General features: G+C 50.3%; 15 protein-coding genes. 11 read left to right on the top strand and 4 right to left on the bottom strand.

Features of this window, described 5'->3' with window-relative positions:
• The first annotated feature begins 207 nt into the window (after positions 1–207).
• A complete protein-coding gene (gene rnr, locus DW039_RS17050) occupies positions 208–2,352 on the top strand; it encodes a ribonuclease R (protein WP_120382168.1) in 2,145 nt (714 codons plus the stop codon).
• Between the two features lie 71 nt (positions 2,353–2,423).
• A complete protein-coding gene (locus DW039_RS17045; protein WP_120382167.1) occupies positions 2,424–2,900 on the top strand; it encodes a pyridoxamine 5'-phosphate oxidase family protein in 477 nt (158 codons plus the stop codon).
• 63 nt (positions 2,901–2,963) lie between these two features.
• Here DW039_RS17045 and cysK read toward each other — a convergent pair whose 3' ends face one another.
• Positions 2,964–3,911 carry a cysteine synthase A gene (gene cysK, locus DW039_RS17040; protein WP_120382166.1) on the bottom strand — a complete coding sequence of 316 codons (948 nt, stop codon included), beginning with the start codon at positions 3,909–3,911 and terminating at the stop codon, positions 2,964–2,966.
• 220 nt (positions 3,912–4,131) lie between these two features.
• Between cysK and epsC the strand changes: the two genes are divergently transcribed.
• The 9 genes from epsC to DW039_RS16995 all read left to right on the top strand — a co-directional run bounded on the left by epsC (position 4,132) and on the right by DW039_RS16995 (position 14,549).
• Entirely contained in the window at positions 4,132–5,031 is a 900-nt protein-coding gene (gene epsC, locus DW039_RS17035) for a serine O-acetyltransferase EpsC (RefSeq protein ID WP_120382165.1), read from the top strand.
• A gap of 188 nt (positions 5,032–5,219) precedes the next feature.
• Positions 5,220–6,719, top strand: a complete 1,500-nt coding sequence (locus DW039_RS17030; protein ID WP_120382164.1) for a THUMP domain-containing protein — start codon at positions 5,220–5,222, stop codon at positions 6,717–6,719.
• A gap of 20 nt (positions 6,720–6,739) precedes the next feature.
• Positions 6,740–8,965, top strand: coding sequence for a DPP IV N-terminal domain-containing protein (locus DW039_RS17025; RefSeq protein ID WP_005838013.1), 2,226 nt, complete (start codon positions 6,740–6,742; stop codon positions 8,963–8,965).
• 183 nt (positions 8,966–9,148) lie between these two features.
• On the top strand, positions 9,149–10,423 hold the full coding sequence (purD, locus tag DW039_RS17020) for a phosphoribosylamine--glycine ligase (RefSeq protein WP_117879067.1): 1,275 nt from the start codon (positions 9,149–9,151) through the stop codon (positions 10,421–10,423).
• The gene (locus DW039_RS17015; RefSeq protein WP_005834261.1) at positions 10,424–11,419 is read left to right on the top strand and encodes a hypothetical protein; all 996 of its coding nucleotides are present in this window, start codon (positions 10,424–10,426) and stop codon (positions 11,417–11,419) included. It abuts the gene before it with no gap.
• A complete protein-coding gene (locus tag DW039_RS17010) occupies positions 11,404–11,883 on the top strand; it encodes a YqaA family protein (protein ID WP_117879068.1) in 480 nt (159 codons plus the stop codon). Before DW039_RS17015 ends, DW039_RS17010 begins: the two co-directional genes overlap by 16 nt.
• Before the next feature lie 162 nt (positions 11,884–12,045).
• Positions 12,046–12,732 (top strand): tRNA (5-methylaminomethyl-2-thiouridine)(34)-methyltransferase MnmD, encoded by a 687-nt coding sequence (mnmD, locus tag DW039_RS17005; protein WP_118931119.1) that lies wholly within the window; start codon positions 12,046–12,048, stop codon positions 12,730–12,732.
• Positions 12,733–12,802: 70 nt separating this feature from the next.
• Positions 12,803–13,705, top strand: a complete 903-nt coding sequence (locus tag DW039_RS17000) for a metal ABC transporter solute-binding protein, Zn/Mn family (RefSeq protein WP_005830983.1) — start codon at positions 12,803–12,805, stop codon at positions 13,703–13,705.
• A 34-nt stretch (positions 13,706–13,739) separates the two neighbouring features.
• Entirely contained in the window at positions 13,740–14,549 is an 810-nt protein-coding gene (locus DW039_RS16995) for a metal ABC transporter ATP-binding protein (RefSeq protein ID WP_005830985.1), read from the top strand.
• An 82-nt stretch (positions 14,550–14,631) separates the two neighbouring features.
• On the opposite strand, the gene DW039_RS16990 is transcribed toward DW039_RS16995, so the two are convergent.
• Genes DW039_RS16990 through DW039_RS16980 form a run of 3 tightly spaced genes read right to left on the bottom strand, consistent with a single transcriptional unit; the run spans position 14,632 to position 20,289 of the window.
• Complete coding sequence (locus DW039_RS16990; RefSeq protein ID WP_172679951.1) at positions 14,632–16,521, bottom strand: hypothetical protein; 1,890 nt, start codon at positions 16,519–16,521, stop codon at positions 14,632–14,634.
• Complete coding sequence (locus DW039_RS16985; protein ID WP_005830988.1) at positions 16,511–19,039, bottom strand: glycoside hydrolase family 9 protein; 2,529 nt, start codon at positions 19,037–19,039, stop codon at positions 16,511–16,513. The genes DW039_RS16990 and DW039_RS16985 overlap by 11 nt, the downstream gene beginning before the upstream one ends.
• Before the next feature lie 5 nt (positions 19,040–19,044).
• Positions 19,045–20,289, bottom strand: coding sequence for an AGE family epimerase/isomerase (locus tag DW039_RS16980; protein ID WP_035447357.1), 1,245 nt, complete (start codon positions 20,287–20,289; stop codon positions 19,045–19,047).
• Positions 20,290–20,440: the final 151 nt, after the last annotated feature.

Here is a 20,440-nt window from a genome sequence, read left to right as displayed (position 1 = left end):
CAGCCTATCTTCACTTTGTGTGCAAATATAGTACATAAATCCATTACAATCTGTCGTTCCTTCATTATTTTCAATAGAATGATAATATTTTGAAGTCTGAGTGAACGAAGGAACGTATTTATTTGTTTACTTTGCAAGAGGTAATCACCACAGATTACACAGATTGACACAGAATCTCTATTTATACATAAAATACATCATAACATTATGGCCAAAAAGAAAGAAAAGAAAGCCGGCAAACGCATGAAGAAGAAAGAGCTCGTCAAAGTACTGCTGGAATTCTTCCACACAAAGCAAGACGAAGTATTATCCCTGAAATACATCTTTGAACAACTCCACCTCACCACACATCCGCTGAAGATGCTGTGCATGGACATCTTGTCCGAACTGTCGATGGACGACTACATCACAGAAGTGGACAAGCACAAATACAAACTGAACAACCACGGCGTGGAAATGACCGGAACCTTCCAGCGCAAAAGCAATGGCAAGAACTCCTTCATCCCCGAAGATGGAGGTGAACCGATATTCATAGCCGAACGCAACTCGGCACACGCCATGAACAATGATAAAGTGCGTATCGCCTTCTATGCCAAGCGCCGCGGACGCGAAGCCGAAGGAGAAGTCATCGAGATACTGGAACGTGCCAACGACACCTTCGTGGGTACCCTGGAAGTTGCCAAGTCATACGCTTTCCTTGTAACGGAAAACCGTACGCTTGCCAACGACATCTTCATCCCCAAAGAGAAACTGAAAGGCGGCAAAACGGGCGACAAAGCCATCGTAAAGGTGGTGGAATGGCCCGACAAAGCCAAAAACCCCATCGGTCAGGTAATCGACATCCTGGGACGCGCCGGAGACAACACCACCGAGATGCATGCCATCCTCGCGGAATTCGGGCTGCCTTATGTCTATCCAGCTGCCGTAGAGAAAGCCGCTGACAAGATACCCGCCGAAATCTCCGCCGATGAAATAGCCCGACGCGAGGACTTCCGGGGCGTAACCACCTTCACCATCGACCCCAAAGATGCCAAGGACTTCGACGACGCCCTCTCCATCCGCAAACTGAAAGAGGGACTTTGGGAAGTGGGCGTACATATCGCCGACGTGACCCATTACGTGAAAGAGAGCGGCATCATAGACAAGGAAGCCGAGAAGCGTGCCACATCCGTCTACCTCGTAGACCGCACCATCCCGATGCTCCCCGAACGGTTGTGTAATTTCATCTGTTCACTCCGCCCCGACGAAGAGAAGCTTGCCTACTCCGTCATCTTTGAAATGACGGAAAAAGGCGAAGTGAAGAACTCACGCGTGGTACATACCGTCATCAAGAGCGACCGCCGCTTCACCTACGAAGAAGCCCAGGAGATTATAGAAACCGGCAAAGGAGACTTCCAGGAAGAAGTGCTCCAACTGGATAAGCTTGCCAAAATATTGCGTGAGAACCGCTTTAAGGCAGGAGCCATCAACTTCGACCGCTACGAAGTGAAGTTCGAAATTGACGAGAAGGGCAAACCCGTCAGCGTCTACTTCAAGGAGTCGAAAGATGCCAACAAGCTGATAGAGGAGTTCATGCTGCTTGCCAACCGTACCGTAGCCGAAAAGATAGGCCGTGTGCCCAAAGGCAAGAAAGCCAAAGTGCTGCCTTACCGTATCCATGACCTCCCCGACCCGGAAAAGCTGGACAATCTGGCACAGTTCATTGCCCGTTTCGGCTACAAGCTGCGTACCAGCGGTACAAAGACCGACATCTCCAAGTCTATCAACCACCTGTTGGACGACATCCAGGGCAAGAAGGAGGAGAACTTGATTGAAACCGTCTCCATCCGCGCCATGCAGAAGGCACGCTACTCCGTACATAACGTGGGGCACTATGGTCTGGCTTTCGATTACTACACCCATTTCACCTCGCCCATCCGCCGCTATCCGGATATGATGGTGCACCGTCTGCTCACCAAGTACTTGGACCAGGGAGGCCGCACCGTGTCCGAACAGAAATACGAAGCCCTCTGCGAGCACAGCAGCAGCATGGAGCAGATAGCCGCCAATGCAGAACGCGCCTCCATCAAGTACAAGCAAGTAGAATTCATGACCGAACGCCTGGGACAGACCTTCGACGGCGTCATCTCCGGCGTAACGGAATGGGGACTCTACGTGGAGCTGAATGAGAACAAGTGCGAAGGCATGATTCCTATCCGCGACCTCGACGATGACTATTACGAATTCGACGAAAAGAACTACTGCCTGCGCGGACGCCGCAAAAACCGGATATACAGCCTGGGAGACGCCATCACCGTCAAAGTGGCACGCGCCAATCTGGAGAAGAAGCAACTGGATTTTGCACTGGTATAGAATAACCCTATAATTTAAAATCATCCCCAGTCCCTTTCTTTCAGAGAGAGACCGGGGATGAGACCTGCACGATGAAGACAATTACTATTACAGACCCTACACAGATTGAGGAAATTATCCGCAAATGCCCATACTGCATAGTGGGCATCACAGACCTTGAAGGAAACCCATATGCGGTTCCCATGAACTTTGCCTATCAAGACGGAGTGATATACTTGCATTCCGGCCCGGAAGGCAGTAAAGTGGAGATGATAACAAAGCACCCGCAAGTTTGCATCACCTTCTGCGAAGGACACGAACTGGTCTATATGCACCGGCAAGTGGCATGCAGCTACAGCATGAAGTCGCGCAGTGTTATCTGTCGTGGGAAAGTACACTTCGTGGAAGACATGGAAGAGAAGCGACGCGTACTCGACATGCTGATGAAGCAATATACGGAGAATGAATGCAAATATGCCGAACCTGCCGTACGTAATGTCAAGATATGGGAAGTGAAAGTAGAGAAAATGAGCTGCCGGTCGTTCGGGTTAAGACCAAGCGAACTATAAATACCATCTGCCGGTTACCTGCTCCACATTGATGGAGCGGATAACCGGCAGAAATGTTTACTCTTACAACGGGTATTCCTCAAACGCATACAACAGCGTCGAAAGATACCGTTCTCCCGTATCGGGCAGCAGCACGACAATCGTCTTACCCTCATTTTCGGGCAACCTTGCCAGGCGGGCAGCCGCAGCAACGGCAGCCCCCGAAGAGATGCCGACCAGCAATCCCTCATACTTCGCCAGTTCGCGACCCGTACGGATGGCATCATCATTGGATACCTGCAGCACTCCGTCTATCACGGCACTGTTATAGTTCTTCGGCACAAATCCCGCACCGATACCTTGTATTTTATGGGGACCGGGCTTTCCACCGGAAAGTACGGGAGAATCTTCGGGCTCCACAGCCACAATCCTTACCTTCGGGTTATTGGCTTTCAAGGCTGCGCCCACTCCGCTCACCGTGCCTCCCGTACCTACACCTGCCACAAAAATATCCACCCGACCGTCCGTATCACGCCAGATTTCCTGTCCCGTAGTACGCTCGTGCATTGCCGGATTGGCAGGATTATCGAATTGCTGCAAAATCAGCGAACCGGGGTTGGCGGCCTTCAGTTCCTCGGCACGGGCTATGGCACCTTTCATACCGTCGGCACCCGGAGTCAGCACCAGTTCCGCACCGAAAGCTTTCAAGAGGTTGCGGCGTTCCAGACTCATTGTGTCGGGCATTGTCAGTATCAGCTTGTAACCTTTGGCAGCAGCCACAAAAGCCAGCCCTACACCCGTATTCCCACTGGTAGGTTCTATGAGGGTGGCACCGGGCTTCAACAGCCCTTTTGCCTCAGCATCTTCTATCATGGCAAGCGCCACGCGGTCCTTCACACTGCCGGCAGGGTTAAAATATTCCAATTTGACGATAACACGGGCTTTCAGCCCCTTATTCTTGTTATAATTATTCAACTCCAACAAGGGAGTGTTGCCTACCAGGTCGGTAAGGCGTTCTGCTATCTTCTTCATAATCCAACTGTTTTAAAAACCCTCATTCCCCCTAAGTGAAAAGACTAACAATCCGGAGTGGAATGAGGTACGTTATTTCTTACAAGACAAAAGTAGCGCAAAATCGGTTCGTGGGAAATACCACAAATATGGTAAATATGTACTATAAATGAGGGATATGTAGGATATTTGACGAGTATTTCCTATCTTTGCCTCCACTTTTAAACTTAAGGATATCATAATGAGTCCACTCAACTTTACCCACATTTTGACACAAGCAGTCGATGAGCTATCGGAAAGCGAATCATACAAGGGACTGTTTCACCAGCATACGGACGGCAATCCGCTGCCTTCGGCAAAAGCGCTGCGCGACATCATCGAACTGGCGCGGGCCATCATCTTCCCCGGATATTTCGGAAATTCCACGGTCAACAGCCGCACGGTGACTTACCATATCGGTGTCAACGTGGAGCGCTTGTTCGACCTGCTGACCGAACAAATCCTTGCCGGACTCTGCTTTGCAGGCGATGGCGAATGCAATTGTTGTACCGAGCTCCAACGGGAAGAAGCCGCTTTATTGGCTGCCAAATTCATCAGCAACCTGCCGGCCATGAGACGGATGCTTGCCACAGATGTGGAGGCTGCCTACAATGGTGACCCCGCCGCACAGTCGTTCGGCGAAGTCATCAGCTGTTATCCGGCCATCCGAGCCATCAGCAACTACCGCATCGCACACGAACTGCTCAAGTTGGGTGTCCCCCTCATTCCCCGCATCATCACCGAGATGGCACATAGTGAAACAGGAATCGATATCCATCCGGGAGCGGAAATAGGCGGTTATTTTACCATCGACCATGGTACGGGTGTGGTAATCGGCGAGACCTGCATCATCGGCAACAACGTAAAGCTGTACCAGGGTGTAACCCTCGGTGCCAAGAGCTTCCCGCTGGACGAAGACGGCAAGCCCATCAAGGGTATTCCCCGCCATCCCATTCTGGAAGACAATGTGATAGTCTATTCCAACGCCACCATATTGGGACGCATCACCATCGGACAAGGAGCCACTGTGGGCGGCAATATCTGGGTGACGGAGGATGTTCCGGCAGGAGCGAGAATTGTACAGACAAAGGCGAAGAAATGAGAAGCCTCAAACCTCATTTAAAAGGCAATATTGCTGCATTTGTCAGGCACTTGTGTCTGTCACGTCAGACACAAGTGTCCAACACAACAGACACCGGTGTCTGAGCCAACAGACGCCAGTGCCTGACAAGCGGGAGGCAAACTACTGATAAACAATAGAATAAAAACAGTAAAATAGTAAATAAATAGATGAGCGAACAATCTTTTGAAATGATTGCCAAAACCTTCCAAGGACTGGAAGAGGTACTGGCACAAGAGCTGACTGCACTGGGCGCCAACGAAATAGAAATAGGCCGCCGCATGGTATCTTTCAGTGGTGATAAGGAAATGATGTACAAGGCAAACTTCTGCCTGCGTACAGCCATCCGGATACTGAAACCCATCAAACACTTCACAGCCAAAGATGCCGACGAGGTTTACGAACAGATTAAAGCCATCCGATGGGAAGACTATCTGGATACGGACAAGACCTTTGCCGTGGACGCGGTTGTATTCAGTGAAGAGTTCCGTCATTCCAAGTTCGTTTCCTACAAGGTGAAGGATGCCATCGTGGACTATTTCCGCGAGAAGACCGGCGAACGTCCCGGCGTGCGTGTCAACAAACCGGACGTGCTGCTGAACATACACATTGCCGAAACCAAATGTACGCTGTCTCTCGACTCCAGCGGCGAATCGCTGCACCGCCGCGGTTATCGCCAGGAAGCAGTAGAGGCCCCGCTGAATGAGGTGCTGGCCGCCGGCATGATATTGATGACCGGCTGGCGTGGCGAATGCGACCTGATAGACCCGATGTGTGGTTCGGGAACCATTCCCATCGAAGCGGCGCTGATTGCACGCAACATCGCTCCGGGCGTATTCCGCAAGGAGTTCGCTTTCGAGAAGTGGGTGGATTTTGACCAGGAGCTGTTCGACACGATATACAATGACGACAGCCAGGAACGTGAATTTACGCATAAGATATACGGTTACGACAACAGCCCGAAGGCAAACGAAATTGCCACACACAATATAAAGGCTGCCGGCGTAAGCAAGGACGTGGTATTGAAGCTGCAACCTTTCCAGCAATTCGAGCAACCTGCGGAGAAATCCATCATCATCACCAATCCTCCCTACGGTGAGCGTATCTCTACCAACGACCTGCTGGGCCTTTACTCCATGATTGGCGAGCGTCTGAAACATGCCTTTACGGGCAACACCGCATGGATTCTTTCTTACCGGGAAGAGTGCTTCGACCAAATCGGGCTAAAAGCCACCTCCAAGATACCTTTATTCAATGGTGCGCTGGAATGCGAATTCCGCCAGTACGAAATCTTCGATGGAAAGTACAAGGAATTTCGTGCCGAAGGCGAGGAGTTGAGCAAGGAGCGCAAAGAATTTCGTCCGGCTTCAGGAGAAAGGAAAGAGTTCAAACCCGGAGAAAGACGCGAATTCCGTCCCCGATTCAGCGGAGAGAGACGTGAATTCGGTGGCGAAAGACGCGAATTCAACGGTGAACGCAGACCAAGAGAATTCAAGGACAGCGAAAAGCGCGAATTCCGTCCGCGTGAAAGAAGAGAGTTCAAAGACAGGGAAAAACGGGAGTTCAGACCGAGGGAAAGACGCGAATTCGGTGGAGAACGCAGAACAAGGTCAGGTGAATCTTACCCGGAAAGAAAAAGAAGAGAGGCGGGAAAGAAGGAAGAAGAATAACACGAACAATGACAAGGAGAATGAATGCAAAGAAAATAAGTAAGAGCATTCTTGCACTGCTGATGGCAGTGCCTGCTCTGTTTACAACAAACGTCATGGCACAAGAACTGAAAAAGCCGACCCTGGAAGACCTTATTCCCGGAGGTGAAACCTACCATACTGCCGAAAACAAGTGGTACCAGTGGTGGGGCGATGCCGCTTGTCTGGAACTTGGCATCGACAATATAGAAGGTACATGGGCTGTCAAAGGATTAGGTGCCAAGCCCGGAGAGAAATTCACTGCCATCACATTGGAAGAAGCCAACGCGCTGCTGGAAGAAAAAGGACTTGGAAAACTGCGTCACTTTCATGCTGCAAAGGCTGTCAACGTACCCCGAGGCGTCAATCTGGGTATTCAAGTCCAAATAGACCCACTCCTACTGCTGAACACCGGCAAGTACCGTGCCCTCGTCGACTGGAAGAAGAAAAAAGTCATCTGGAGCCAGCCTTGCCCCGCCCAAGCCGAAAATGAGGATTGGAACGAAGTAAGCCGCCATTTGGCTTATACTATCGGCAATAATCTCTATGTGATGACCGGTGACGGGCAAACCCTGAAAGTCACCAACGAACCGGAAGGCATCGTCTGCGGTCAAAGTGTGCACCGCAATGAATTCGGCATTTCAAAAGGCACTTTCTGGAATCCTGCCGGGGACCTGCTGGCTTTCTATCGAATGAACGAAAGCATGGTTACCCCCTATCCATTGGTTGACATCACGGCAAGAATAGCGCTGGTGGATAAAATACGTTACCCCATGGCCGGCATGCTCAGCCATCAGGTAAAGGTAGGTATCTACAATCCGGCTACTCAAAAGACCATCTACCTGGACATGGGCGACCCCAAAGACCGCTACTTCACCAACATCACCTGGGCACCGGATGGCAAAAGCCTCTATCTGATAGAGCTAAACCGAGACCAGAATCACTCCAAACTGTGCCGGTACGATGCCGAAAGCGGAGAGCTGCAACAAGTGCTCATCGAAGAGAGACATCCCAAATATGTGGAGCCGCAATCTCCCATTCTATTCCTGCCATGGGACAGCCACAAGTTCATCTATCAAAGCCAGCGTGACGGTTTCAACCACCTATACCTATACAATACGGAAGGGGAACTGCTGAAGCAACTCACCTCCGGCCCTTGGCTTGTACAAGACATCGTAGGTTTTAACCGGAACACGAAAGAGCTCATCATCAAGAGTACGGAAATCTCTCCTTTGCAGAGCAACCTTTACGCTGTCAACCTGAAGAATGGCAAACGCAGCTTGATAGGAGACCCAACCGGCATGCACTCGGCACAAATCTCCGGTTTCATGGGAACTTACCTCATCGACAATGCCTCTTCGCCCACTTGCCCCCGTATCATAAAACTGATGTCCACCAACCCGAAAAAACAACGGGAACACACACTGCTGACAGCCAAGAACCCCTACGAAGGCTTTGAAATGCCCAGCATAGAAGTAGGCACCATCAAAGCCGCCGACGGCAAGACAGACTTGTACTACCGCCTGATAAAGCCTGCCGACTTCGACCCGGCAAAGAAGTATCCCGCCATCGTCTACGTATACGGCGGCCCGCACGCCCAGATGATAACGAACGGCTGGATGAACGATGCCCGCGGCTGGGACATCTACATGGCAAACAAAGGCTACATCATGTTCAGCCTCGACAACCGTGGCAGCAGCAACCGTGGACTGGAGTTTGAAAACGCCACCTTCCGCCAGCTGGGCATCGAAGAGGGCAAAGACCAGGTGAAGGGCGTAGAATTCCTGAAAAGCCAGCCTTATGTGGACGGAGAGCGTATCGGCGTGCACGGCTGGAGCTTCGGAGGACACATGACTACAGCGCTGATGCTGCGCTATCCCGAAATTTTCAAGGTAGGCGTTGCCGGTGGACCGGTTATCGACTGGGGATACTACGAGATAATGTACGGTGAGCGCTATATGGACACTCCGCAAGCGAACCCGGAAGGCTACAAGCAGACAAATCTGAAAAACCTTGCCGGTAACTTGAAAGGACATCTGCTCATCATACACGACGACCACGACGACACCTGCGTGCCGCAGCACACCCTTTCATTCATGAAGGCGTGCGTGGATGCCCGTACCTATCCCGATTTGTTTATCTATCCCACGCACAAGCACAACGTCCTGGGACGCGACCGTGTGCATCTGCACGAGAAGATAACAAGATATTTTGAAGAATATCTTTAATGTACAATGTACCATATACAATGTACAATTTGCTATGCAGTGCGGGCGTGCAAATAGGGAGTAGATGGTAGAAGAAAGAAGAGAATAAAAGAGAGAATAAATCATTAAGTATAACAATCTGTACAACTTACCTGATGCCCCACAGCACAGACAAATTGTACATTGTAAATTGTAAATGAACCCATGAAAGTATTATTATTAGGCTCCGGTGGCCGCGAACACGCTCTGGCATGGAAGATTGCCCAAAGCCCGAAAGTAGAGAAACTATATATTGCGCCCGGCAATGCAGGTACAAGCGAAGCAGGCGAGAATGTGAACCTGAAGGCGACAGACTTTCCCGCACTCAAGGCCTTTGCCCTTGAGAAAGAAATCGACATGATTGTTGTGGGTCCCGAAGACCCGTTGGTACAAGGCATCTTCGACAGCTTCAAGGAAGACCCTGCCACCTGCCATATCGACATCATCGGCCCCACCGCCAAAGGTGCTACACTGGAAGGTAGCAAGGAATTTGCCAAAGGCTTCATGATGCGCCACAACATCCCCACTGCCCGCTACAAGAGCATCACCGCCGACAACTTGCAGGAGGGACTCGACTTCCTCGCTTCCCTCGAAGCGCCTTACGTACTGAAGGCCGACGGACTGTGTGCAGGCAAGGGCGTGCTGATTCTCCCCACACTGGAAGAAGCTCAGAAAGAGCTGAAGGAAATGCTGGGCGGCATGTTCGGCGATGCCAGCGCCACGGTAGTCATTGAAGAGTTCCTCAGCGGCATCGAATGCTCCGTATTCGTGATGACAGACGGCCGCCACTATAAGGTATTGCCCGTAGCCAAAGATTACAAGCGTATCGGCGAAGGCGACAAAGGCCTCAACACCGGCGGTATGGGCAGCGTTACTCCCGTACCTTTTGCCGACGAAACATTTATGGAAAAAGTACGCACCCGCATCATCGAACCTACCGTAAACGGTCTGCTGGAAGAAGAAATCGGCTACCAAGGCTTCATCTTCCTGGGACTTATCAACGTGAAGGGCGAACCGATGGTGATTGAATACAACGTCCGCATGGGCGACCCCGAAACCGAAAGTGTAATGCTGCGTATCAAGAGCGACCTGGTAGACCTACTCGAAGGCGTTGCCCAGGGCGACCTCGACCAGCGTACACTGGAATTCGACCCACGCACAGCCGCTTGCGTCATGCTGGTGAGCGGAGGATATCCGGAAGCCTACGAAAAGGGCAAGGTGATGACCGGATTCGAGAAGGCTGCCGAAACAGACAGCATCCTCTTCCATGCCGGAACAGCCACCAAAGACGGACAGACCGTAACCTCCGGTGGCCGTGTCATCGCCGTCTGCTCCTATGGTGAAACGAAGGAAGAAGCCTTGCAGAAGAGCTACCGCGTGGCCGACATGATAAACTTCGAGAAGAAATATTTCCGTCGCGACATCGGATTTGACTTATAAATGAGAACGAAGAGATTCCAGAACCGGATAACGGCAGGGCGGTTCACACTACCCACCGCTATCCTGATTTCAGTATCCTGCTGGATACTGACCGCTGTTCTGTTGCCCGAGACGGAGACACAGCAAAGCGGATATTCCCTTTGGGAAACATTCTGCGACTTCTGCATCCCCACCTGGGCAAACCGTCTCTTCAGCTTTATTCTGTATGCCGTCATCGGGTACTTCCTAATACAGCTCAACAATACGTTCGCCATCATCCGGATGCGGGCATCGGTACAGACTTCTGTCTACTTCCTGCTGATATCCGTCTGCCCCAGCCTGCACATGCTGTATGCGGGAGACTTGGCAGCCGCCTCCTTCCTGGTGGCACTGTTTTTCCTCTTCAAGAGCTACCAGCAGGCACGGCCCACAGGCAGTCTCTTCCACGCCTTTGTCTTCATCGGACTGGGCAGCCTGCTTTTTCCGCAGCTCATGCTGTTTGTCCCCATCTTCTGGATAGGTGCCTACAACTTCCAGTCTCTCCAACCCAAAAGTTTCTTCGCTTCCTTGGTAGGATGGAGCGTACCCTACTGGCTGTTGCTGGGACACGCCCTCTACTACGGGCAAATGGAACTCTTCTGCCAACCCTTCCGCGAGCTGGTGACCTTCGCTCCCACCCGGTTCGACTATCAGCCGTGGGAACTCGCCACCCTCGGGTATCTCCTTGTTCTGTTCATCGTCAGCGCGGCACACTGTCTCATTGCCGGCTATGAAGACAAGATACGCACCCGAAGCTATCTACACTTCCTCATCCTGCTGAATTTCTGCATCTTTGTCTATATCGGACTGCAACCGGTATTGAGTGTCCACCTGATGTCCTTCCTGCTCATCGGTGTCAGCATCCTGGCGGGACACTTGTTTGTACTGACAAATAGCCGCAGTTCCAATATATTCTTCATTTGTGCATTTATCGGATTATTCATTCTATTAGGATTCAACATATGGACGCTTTTGTAGATACACTCGTACAGCTGCTGATTGACTGGGGATATGTCGGTCTGTTCATCTCTGCCCTATTGGCAGGAAGCATCATTCCGTTCAGTTCCGAGATAGTGATGGTAGCACTGGTCAAGGTCGGTCTGAGCCCGGCACTGTGCGTACTCTCTGCCACCTTGGGAAATACGCTGGGAGGCATGACGTGCTACTACATGGGACGTCTGGGACGTATAGACTGGATTGAGAAATATTTCAAGGTAAAAAGGGAAAAGATAGAACGGATGCAGCATTTCCTCCAAGGGAAAGGGGCACTGATGGCTTCCTTCGCCTTTCTGCCTTTTGTGGGAGAGGCCATAGCCATTGCACTGGGCTTCATGCGCAGTAATCTGATGCTGACCACCACTTCCATGTTTGCAGGGAAGCTGGTGCGCTACATAGCTATGCTGTGGGCACTGCAAGGAGCCATTTCGATGATGAATTATTGACATGTAGTGGGTTTGAGCAATGGATGTATAGATGCAACGCGTTGGATGTATAGATGCAACGTGCTGGATGTATAGATGCAGCACGCTGGATATATAGACGCAACAGCACACTGAACCACAGAGAATTAAATAAAATAAAAACATTCAACAAAAGCAGAAGTGATGCAACGAATCATAGAGAAGACGGAAGACGGAAGTGCGACACTGTTTGTACCGGAACTGAATGAACATTATCATTCGGTAAAAGGGGCACGTACAGAGTCACAGCACATCTTCATCGACATGGGACTGAAAGTATCCGCTACTGCCCGCCCGCATATCCTTGAAATCGGTTTCGGCACCGGGCTGAATGCCCTGCTTACACTGGAAACTGCCGAAAAGGAAAAGAGACCAGTGCACTATACCGGTATCGAACTCTATCCGCTTGCATGGCCGGAGGTGGATGCGCTAAAATATAGCGACAATCCTCTGTTCGAGGAACTGCATCGGGCTGCGTGGGAAGAAGAAGTTGCCATAACTCCTTATTTCACACTGAGAAAAGTGCGGGCAGATGTCGAAACAATAAGCATTGACAGTTTGTTAATGATTAATAAATCTCCGTTCGATGTTGTCTACTTCGATGCCTTTGCACCCGAAAAGCAACCGGGAATGTGGGAGGAAAAAGTCTTCCGGAATATCCATGCCGCCATGAGCACCGATGGCGTGCTGACCACCTACTGCGCCAAAGGAGTAATACGCCGCATGCTGCAAGCCGTAGGATTCAAGGTAGAGCGTCTCCCAGGTCCCCCCGGAGGGAAACGGGAGATACTGAGGGGAAGGAAAGAGGAAGTGATAATGGATAAGGAATAGTTGATAATGGATAGTTGATGCCCCCTGCCACAGCGCAGCCAAATTGTAAATTGTAAATAGTAAATTGTAAATGAAAAAGTTTTGTTTTTTACTCCTCATAGCCACCTTGCTCTTCTCGTGCAAGCAAGGAGGCCAACAGAACAAGAAGAATGACGATAAACCCGTGATTACCGTCACCATCGAGCCGCTGCGGTATTTCACCGAAGCCATTGCCGGCGATGAATTCACCGTCGTCAGCATGGTGCCCAAAGGTTCAAGTCCGGAAACCTACGACCCCACGCCCCAGCAGCTTGTCGACCTTGCCCAAAGCAAGGCCTATTTCCGCATCGGCTACATCGGTTTCGAGCAGACATGGACGGAAAAACTGACGGACAATGCTCCCCACCTGCAATTCTTCGATATGTCCGAGAATGTGGAACTCATTCTGGACGATACCCATGCACATCATCATAAAGACGGGCATGTACACGAAGGCCATACGCACGCCGGTGGTGTGGAACCCCACATCTGGAATTCCACCATCAACGCCCAAATCATTGCCGGAAACATTCTGAATGCACTCTGCGCCATAGACAAAGCCAATGAAAGCGTCTACATGGAACGTTACAACGTACTCATCCGGCAGATAGAGCATACAGACAGCCTCATCTGCCAGATGCTTTCCAGCCCGAATGCCGACCGTGCCTTCATGATTTATCATCCGGCACTTTCCTACTTTGCCCGCGACTACAACCTGAACCAGATTCCTATCGAGGCAGGTGGAAAGGAGCCCTCCCCCGCCCATCTGAAGAGCCTGATAAACTCCTGCAAGAAGGAGAAGGTACGCATCATCTTTGTACAGCCGGAATTCGACCGCCGCAATGCCGACCTTATCGCCCAGCAGACCGGAACCCGGGTAGTGGCTATCAATCCCCTCTCATACGACTGGGAGGAGGAGATGATGAATACGGCCAGAGCGCTTGTAAAAGAGTAAACGATGATTCTGTCCATTTAACGAAGAAGAAGCTATGCCTGCATCCCCCATTATAGAGATAAAGAACCTCAGCGCCGGATACGATAACCGGACCGTACTGCATGATATAAACCTGACTATCTACGAACGTGATTTTCTGGGTATCATCGGTCCCAACGGTGGTGGAAAGACTACCCTTATCAAATGTATACTGGGACTGCTGAAACCCACTACCGGGGAGATTCTATATCACTCCTGCCCTCCATCCCCCTCCGAAATTGCCAATTGTCAATTATCAACTGTCAATTGTCAATTATCCATGGGTTACTTGCCCCAGTACAGCAGCATCGACCGGAAATTTCCCATCACCGTAGAGGAGGTCATCCTTTCAGGACTCAGCAGCAAGAAGCCGCTGGCTTCACGCTTCACCGCCCGACACCGCGAGAAAGCCTCTGCCGTGATAGCCCGCATGGGGCTGGAAGGCATGGAGCAGCGTGCCATCGGCGCTTTGAGCGGCGGACAGTTGCAACGTGCCCTCCTGGGCCGTGCCATCATCTCCGACCCGCAGGTGGTGATTCTCGACGAACCCAGCACATACATCGACAAGCGTTTCGAAGCCCGCCTCTACGAACTGCTGGCAGAGATAAACAAGGATTGCGCCATTATTCTCGTCAGCCACGACATCGGCACGGTGTTGCAGCAAGTCAAGTCCATTGCCTGCGTCAACGAAACCCTGGACTACCATCCCGATACCGGCGTTACGGAAGAATGGCTGGAACGCAACTTCAACTGCCCGATAGAGTTGCTGGGGCACGGGACACTGCCGCACAGGATATTGAAAGAACACAAGCATTCTCACGGATGACTGGAAGCAAAGGAGGCCGACCCATTGTAGAACCGACCTCCCGTTACCCTTCCGAATAACTATCCGACAATCTTCTTACCCGTCATTTATATTGGAAAGCCTTATACGAATGGGGTAGTAATGACAAACGGAAAGAGTTCTTTGGTGTCACCGGACGCCTGCTCTGTACGGGTTCGGCAGGAAGGGGAGCCAGAATATCTCCATTCTCCAGATTTTCCAACCTCGTCACCTCATCATCGGTAACAATACGCACTTCCACCGGTTCATCATTGAAGTTCTCCACCACCAGTGTTTTATTGTCATACACAAACAATCCGACTTTGGAGGGAGCCTCCAGATAGATATCCATATCCCTACTCATAATGCGGCGAATCTCATTCAAGGCTTTTGCCGGAAAATCATATAAATTTCCCATATCATCGGGAATGGTCAATACATATAGATTGCCGGCGGCATAGGGAGCTCTCAACAAAATAGGATACCCCGATACTCCTCCCGTCAACGGACGGCCCGCACTGACTACTTCCCAAGCATCATTCGTATAATACTGAACCTGCGGTATCAATAAATCGCGTCCGGCTTGTCCATATCGGCCAAAATCATTGACAAGAGCTTTCAAATCGGTACAACGCAACTCTACTATTTCGGCAATTTTTTCAGGAATGGCTTTCAGCAAGCCGCTTGTAATCACCACATCCCGTCCGCTTTGCAATTGCTTCCTAATGTCGGTCATGAGCTCCGGAGCTTGAGCCGCCTGGGCAGTCAGCAGCACCACTTGTTGGTCTTTCGGAAAAACGGGACGTATATCCATCGGCAAACCTATCATGCCCAGATAATTCTGCAAGAAATCATCACCCGCCACATGAAAAGGCTTGTAGGACTTGATGCCAATGGGGTTACCCAACTTACCTACCAGTTTATCAGTCTGTTTCAATACAACATCCGCAATGCGTGCCATGGTGGTAGGCTCTATGGAAGTTCCGTTCTTCTGCCGGATAGGGGCAGTCATCTCATCATAATTAAAGCTGGTGCCCATGCCCTGCCAAGGGGTACGGAACCTGGGAGACAACTTCACGCCCAGAAGCTGGTTATAGGCAAAGAGAATGATTTCGGGAGCCTTGGCAAGCATGGTCAGATGCAGCTGCTCAGCATAGCGGTCCATACCCAGATTCAGTCCACCGGAGTCCACCCATCCTCCACCATTGTAGCCCGGACGCAGATTATCAAAATAACGGATAATATTATAGCTTAGATAATTCTGCAGATGCTGGTTGCCGGCAGGGTCCCTTGTTTCGGTACCCGTCCAGACACCGTCAAAGAGTTGGGGACCTTCCTCCAGATTAAAGCCCAAACCTTGGAAATGGTCGTACCAGTTGGGATACTTGATGATTACCTTTACACGAGGATTCACCTTCTTGGCAGGTTTCAGCACAAGGTCGCGCCCGGCTTCAGTCATCAGCTTCAAACGGTATTCCGTCCAGCTCTGCGTACCTTTGGCTTTTATCTCTATGTCCGACTTGCAACTGGTGAAGAAAAAGTCATCCAGAATAAACTCGTCAAAGTGCTTTGCCGTATGTTCTGCAATCTTTCGCACCATCTCACGATGCTCGGGATTGGAATAGCAGAACGTCTCGAAACTGTTCGCCTCGTTGATGGTGTAGGTAATTCCTCCGGCAGTCTCTATTCCCCGGTCATGGAAAAATTTCTTAGCTTGCTCCAGGGTGGCGTCATCCACAATCAGTAAATCACGATGTGTTTCCAAATAAATCTTGTCCACTTCCAACTGTTGTGAAATCACATTCCAAGTCGAATCCAGCCAATGGATGTCCTTCATCTTGTCTACCTCGTAGGCACGTACATAGACCGATACCTTAAAATTGTCATAAGCTTTTGCCTGCATGGCCATAGTGCAGACCATGCAGAGCAGAAAAGCTACAATTACAAACTTATCTACCTTTATTTTACTGTTCATTACCATTCAATATTTTCTGAGATGCCAATACCATATACATAAACCACGTAGCATGTCCGCCCAAACAGTACTCACCTTCCTGCCATAAGAACGGGAAATGAAGTAATTCGGGCAAGTCGGGACGAATCAGATTTGTACCCGGAGACACTCCACCCGGAATATAAGACCAGTCGGCACGGTTGACACCATAGGCGGCTTTCATCGTTTCGGCACCGACTCCCGTTACAAACGCTGCCTGATTACGTCCCGGATGCATACCGAGCAGGTATTGGACAGCATTGAAAATATAGTCCGGTGCAAACAAGTCAGGATAGGCAGCATGCAGGTAACAGTAATTGTAGCCCAGATGCTGGGGTTCCCATGAACCGGAAGAACGGTTACCTCTGTCATGCGGCACTCCATACGGAGTTTTACTGCTATACTCCTGATACATAGCCTGCAACTCCGGCAGTGCTTTGCGAACAGCCTTGCTGAAACGTGCATTTCCCACAGCTTTGTCGAAACGTCCGATGAACCAACCCGTCTGACGGATATTCTTGCAGATGAAATCCTGCTGCTGCAAAACGAAATCACGGTACTCCACTTCCTTTGTCGCCAGATAAAGTTCTACGGCAGCATGTACCTTGGCTGTCAGCACCCGGTTGTTGTCGCAGCGGGTAATCCTGAACAATTCACGGGCTATCTCCAGACAATCCGCTCCCAATGCATCGTTATGTCCCTTCAAGACACGTGAAATACCTGCCAGCCAAGCGGCTACCTGAAGTTCCCTACCAGGGTTGTCTTCCGTAAACACCCAGCGGTCGTCGGCAGTCCCACTGACATGGTCTGTATGGGCCGACGCATCACCCAAGTGTGCATACTGGCGTACGGTAGGACACAGAATCCCTCTGTAGAGACGCCCCAGAGCCTTCCAACCCGCCACTATCGTCAAAGCACCGTTTTCCACCTGCTGCAACAAGTCATTCTTTCCATCCGGCTGGTGAATCTCGACTATCTTCTTTTCAAAATCTATGGAAGTCTCGTCCCAATAGGTACCAAAGTTCTCACAAGCCATGGCAAGTATATAGGCCTCGCCTGCCTGGGATTCCACACGCAGGTCATAGTCCCCCGCATCGTGCCATCCACCCACATTCAGCCCTGGAACCAAATCACCCGGCTGGTACTTACAAAGAGTAGAGGTTCCCTGAGTATATCCGTCTATATGGTTGATATCGGTTTTGGCCATACGTGCATCGTCATGATGACAGAAGTCATGCCATACACGGTATTTTTCGTTCACACGCATGTGGCACATCTGTACCGGCAAAAAGTATTCCACCTCTGCCTGCCAGATACCCTTGTCCCACACATCTTTGGCAATGCGGAACACCGGAGAAGCAGCATCGCCGTACATTACCTGATAGAGCCCTTCTTCCGTCACTTCCGTGAAATCGAACTGCAGATAGTGGTAGCGTTGGAAATCTCCCCAATCCTTGGCAGCCTGCTGCTTTACCAGTTTCCTGCCATCGGCAGCAATGCGATAAAGGGCAGGTTGCTTGAAGTCTGTATCCCGTTTATCCAACTCTATGACAGCCACTTTCTTCTGTCCAGGATGGTAACCTACTTGAGAGGCTTGCACCACCGGTGCATAACGCCAGTCTTTAGTGACTGTCGGACGGATTATCCATTTCACCGCACCTTCCTTTGTCCCTGCCGGGAACTCCGAACGGAGCACAAACCAACCGTTGTTATGATTTATCCTTCCATCATACAGCAACAAGTCTCCTTTCTCACTTTCAATCGTAATCTTTGCCAAATCATCCTGAGGATTGAGTACAAACTTTTTCCCTGCGGCCAAAGGAGCAGAGACGATATCATCGGCAATCATCGGGTTATAAGTCTTTCTATCCAACAGCAACTGGTCCAAATCAGCTTTCCCGTCAGGATTGAAATCTCCGATATGCTCCATATTGGAAGACTGTTTCATGGTGGGCCCCATCGCCTGGTGGGGAAAGACTCCCGTCCGGTTGTCCATAATCCACGGCTTGCCCAGCAAAGTGGAAGGTACCAATTCCAGATTAAAGCCCAACTTGCCGGCAAACCGCTCGGGCACTGGTTGGTCCAAATCAACGGTCAATACCAGATAATCCTTCTCGCCTTTGACCTTAATGGTATAGCCAAAAACAAAATCCGGATAAAGCATCGGATTAAAGCCTGCCATGTGTTTGGCCGAATCCGGATAACTCAATGTGACACGGATTTCATTGTCAGCCTCATCCACCACCCGGCTTCTCATCTTGGGCAATCCCTGCCACTGCCCTTGCGAGATTTCAAAGCGCACATCTCCATTGGCAGCCCTGCGGTCTCCATTCAAAACAAGGGTCAGTCCTCCCTGGTGTCCTTCAGGGTAGACGTCACTGAACACCATCACATTGGCCCCGCCATTCTCAAAATATCCCGATGGATTGATTCTGAAATCCTGGGCGTGCAGCCCCATACAAAGCATCAGTGATGCTGCACCTGCTATAAATTTTTTCATAAATACTATTTTAAACGATTATGTATTTCTACTCCCAAGCGTACCGTATGATATGGGCAACGCCACATACTCACTTTGGGAGTATCCTTCTTGGGTTCTCCATCAAAACAATCACTGTACCATTCACCGTATTCCCGGTCTATCATACAGTCCTTTACGAAAGTCCAAACCGTATCGGCCGATTGCAGATAAACGTCATTCCCGCTGATTTGCCAGGCATTGACACAAGCTATCATCGTTTCAATCTGGCCCCACCATGAGGCATGCCCGGTTGTTCTTCCGCCCTTCTTTTCATACATCATATACCCTTTGTCACTCAGTCCTTCCGCCAAGCAAGCATCCGTCACATCCAGCGCAAGCCGATTCGCCCTATCCATCAGTTGCCGGTCTTCTAACACACGGGCAGCCTCACAAAGCAGCCATCCCGCCTCTACATCATGTCCATAAGAGTCCATCTCAACCAGACTGTTCCATGCATTATCAAAGAACAAATTAAAATGTCTCTTTGAAGAGTCATAAATGCGGTCCATAAACAACTCGGTGCAGAATTCGAGTCTTTTCCTCAGTCCGTCGTCTTTCCAGCACTGATATAAAAGGGTATAAGCCTCCAGCACGTGCAAATGCGCATTCATAGTCTTGGGTGCATTGTTATCATAATTATCCAGTTGTTTCCAATCTTCAGTAAAAGATTCCACATAACCGTCATATTGCGGTTCGCGGCCTTTCTCCTCCAAGGTATGATATAAACCGACAGCCATATCCAGACTCTCGCTGTTACCTGTTGCCAGATAGTGTTCAGCCAGCCCATAGATGGCGTAGGTCATGGCATACGTATATTTGGAAGCATTCAGCACCTCACCGTCAGGATTGACCAGCCAATATACCCCACCATGTTCCTTGTCTATAAATGTATCAATGAAGTAGCGTTGCGATTTATCCGCAAGCTTCAGATAAGCCTCATCCTTAAACGTACGGTATGCGGCAGAAAAACTCCACAGAATCCGGGCATTCAGAACCCCTCCTCTCGGAGCATCCACTACCGGAGTACCATTCCGCAATACAGTTCCATAAAAACCGCCGTCGGGAGCCACTGCATAATCCATCCAAAACGGCAACACGCTGTCTCTGACATTCGTGACAATCTCTGTACGCATGCGTGTCTGCATATCTGTCTCCCCTGAATGCGACCGGCAGCCTGCCAGACAAGACGCAACCAGCAGTGCTATCCAATAAAACATCTTCCTTTCCATAATTATTCTCTAAAACCATCAAACTTTTCCTTGTATAATTCCCCGTTTATCAGAAACTGGTGTTCGTCGTCTCAAGTACTGGTGTTTGTCATGTCAGACACCGGCTTTCATCACGACAGACCCTGACGTCTATCACAACAACTACTGGTGC

Origin of the sequence: Bacteroides sp. AF39-16AC (genome assembly GCF_003602735.1) — a bacterium.
Classification (GTDB): domain Bacteria; phylum Bacteroidota; class Bacteroidia; order Bacteroidales; family Bacteroidaceae; genus Bacteroides; species Bacteroides uniformis.
The sequence above is the reverse complement of the archived record's forward strand: the minus strand, read 5'-3'. Positions and strand labels throughout refer to the sequence as shown.

What these genes read in the sequence shown, in the direction of transcription:
- DW039_RS17000 (WP_005830983.1), top strand. Translation starts at nt 12,803, where the DNA reads ATGAAAAAGTTTTGTTTTTTACTCCTCATAGCCACCTTGCTCTTCTCG.
- purD (WP_117879067.1), top strand. Translation starts at nt 9,149, where the DNA reads ATGAAAGTATTATTATTAGGCTCCGGTGGCCGCGAACACGCTCTGGCA.
- rnr (WP_120382168.1), top strand. Translation starts at nt 208, where the DNA reads ATGGCCAAAAAGAAAGAAAAGAAAGCCGGCAAACGCATGAAGAAGAAA.
- DW039_RS16995 (WP_005830985.1), top strand. Translation starts at nt 13,740, where the DNA reads ATGCCTGCATCCCCCATTATAGAGATAAAGAACCTCAGCGCCGGATAC.
- DW039_RS16980 (WP_035447357.1), bottom strand. Translation starts at nt 20,289, where the DNA reads ATGGAAAGGAAGATGTTTTATTGGATAGCACTGCTGGTTGCGTCTTGT.
- DW039_RS17045 (WP_120382167.1), top strand. Translation starts at nt 2,424, where the DNA reads ATGAAGACAATTACTATTACAGACCCTACACAGATTGAGGAAATTATC.
- DW039_RS16990 (WP_172679951.1), bottom strand. Translation starts at nt 16,521, where the DNA reads ATGAACAGTAAAATAAAGGTAGATAAGTTTGTAATTGTAGCTTTTCTG.
- DW039_RS17015 (WP_005834261.1), top strand. Translation starts at nt 10,424, where the DNA reads ATGAGAACGAAGAGATTCCAGAACCGGATAACGGCAGGGCGGTTCACA.
- DW039_RS17030 (WP_120382164.1), top strand. Translation starts at nt 5,220, where the DNA reads ATGAGCGAACAATCTTTTGAAATGATTGCCAAAACCTTCCAAGGACTG.
- mnmD (WP_118931119.1), top strand. Translation starts at nt 12,046, where the DNA reads ATGCAACGAATCATAGAGAAGACGGAAGACGGAAGTGCGACACTGTTT.
- DW039_RS17010 (WP_117879068.1), top strand. Translation starts at nt 11,404, where the DNA reads ATGGACGCTTTTGTAGATACACTCGTACAGCTGCTGATTGACTGGGGA.
- DW039_RS17025 (WP_005838013.1), top strand. Translation starts at nt 6,740, where the DNA reads ATGAATGCAAAGAAAATAAGTAAGAGCATTCTTGCACTGCTGATGGCA.
- DW039_RS16985 (WP_005830988.1), bottom strand. Translation starts at nt 19,039, where the DNA reads ATGAAAAAATTTATAGCAGGTGCAGCATCACTGATGCTTTGTATGGGG.
- cysK (WP_120382166.1), bottom strand. Translation starts at nt 3,911, where the DNA reads ATGAAGAAGATAGCAGAACGCCTTACCGACCTGGTAGGCAACACTCCC.
- epsC (WP_120382165.1), top strand. Translation starts at nt 4,132, where the DNA reads ATGAGTCCACTCAACTTTACCCACATTTTGACACAAGCAGTCGATGAG.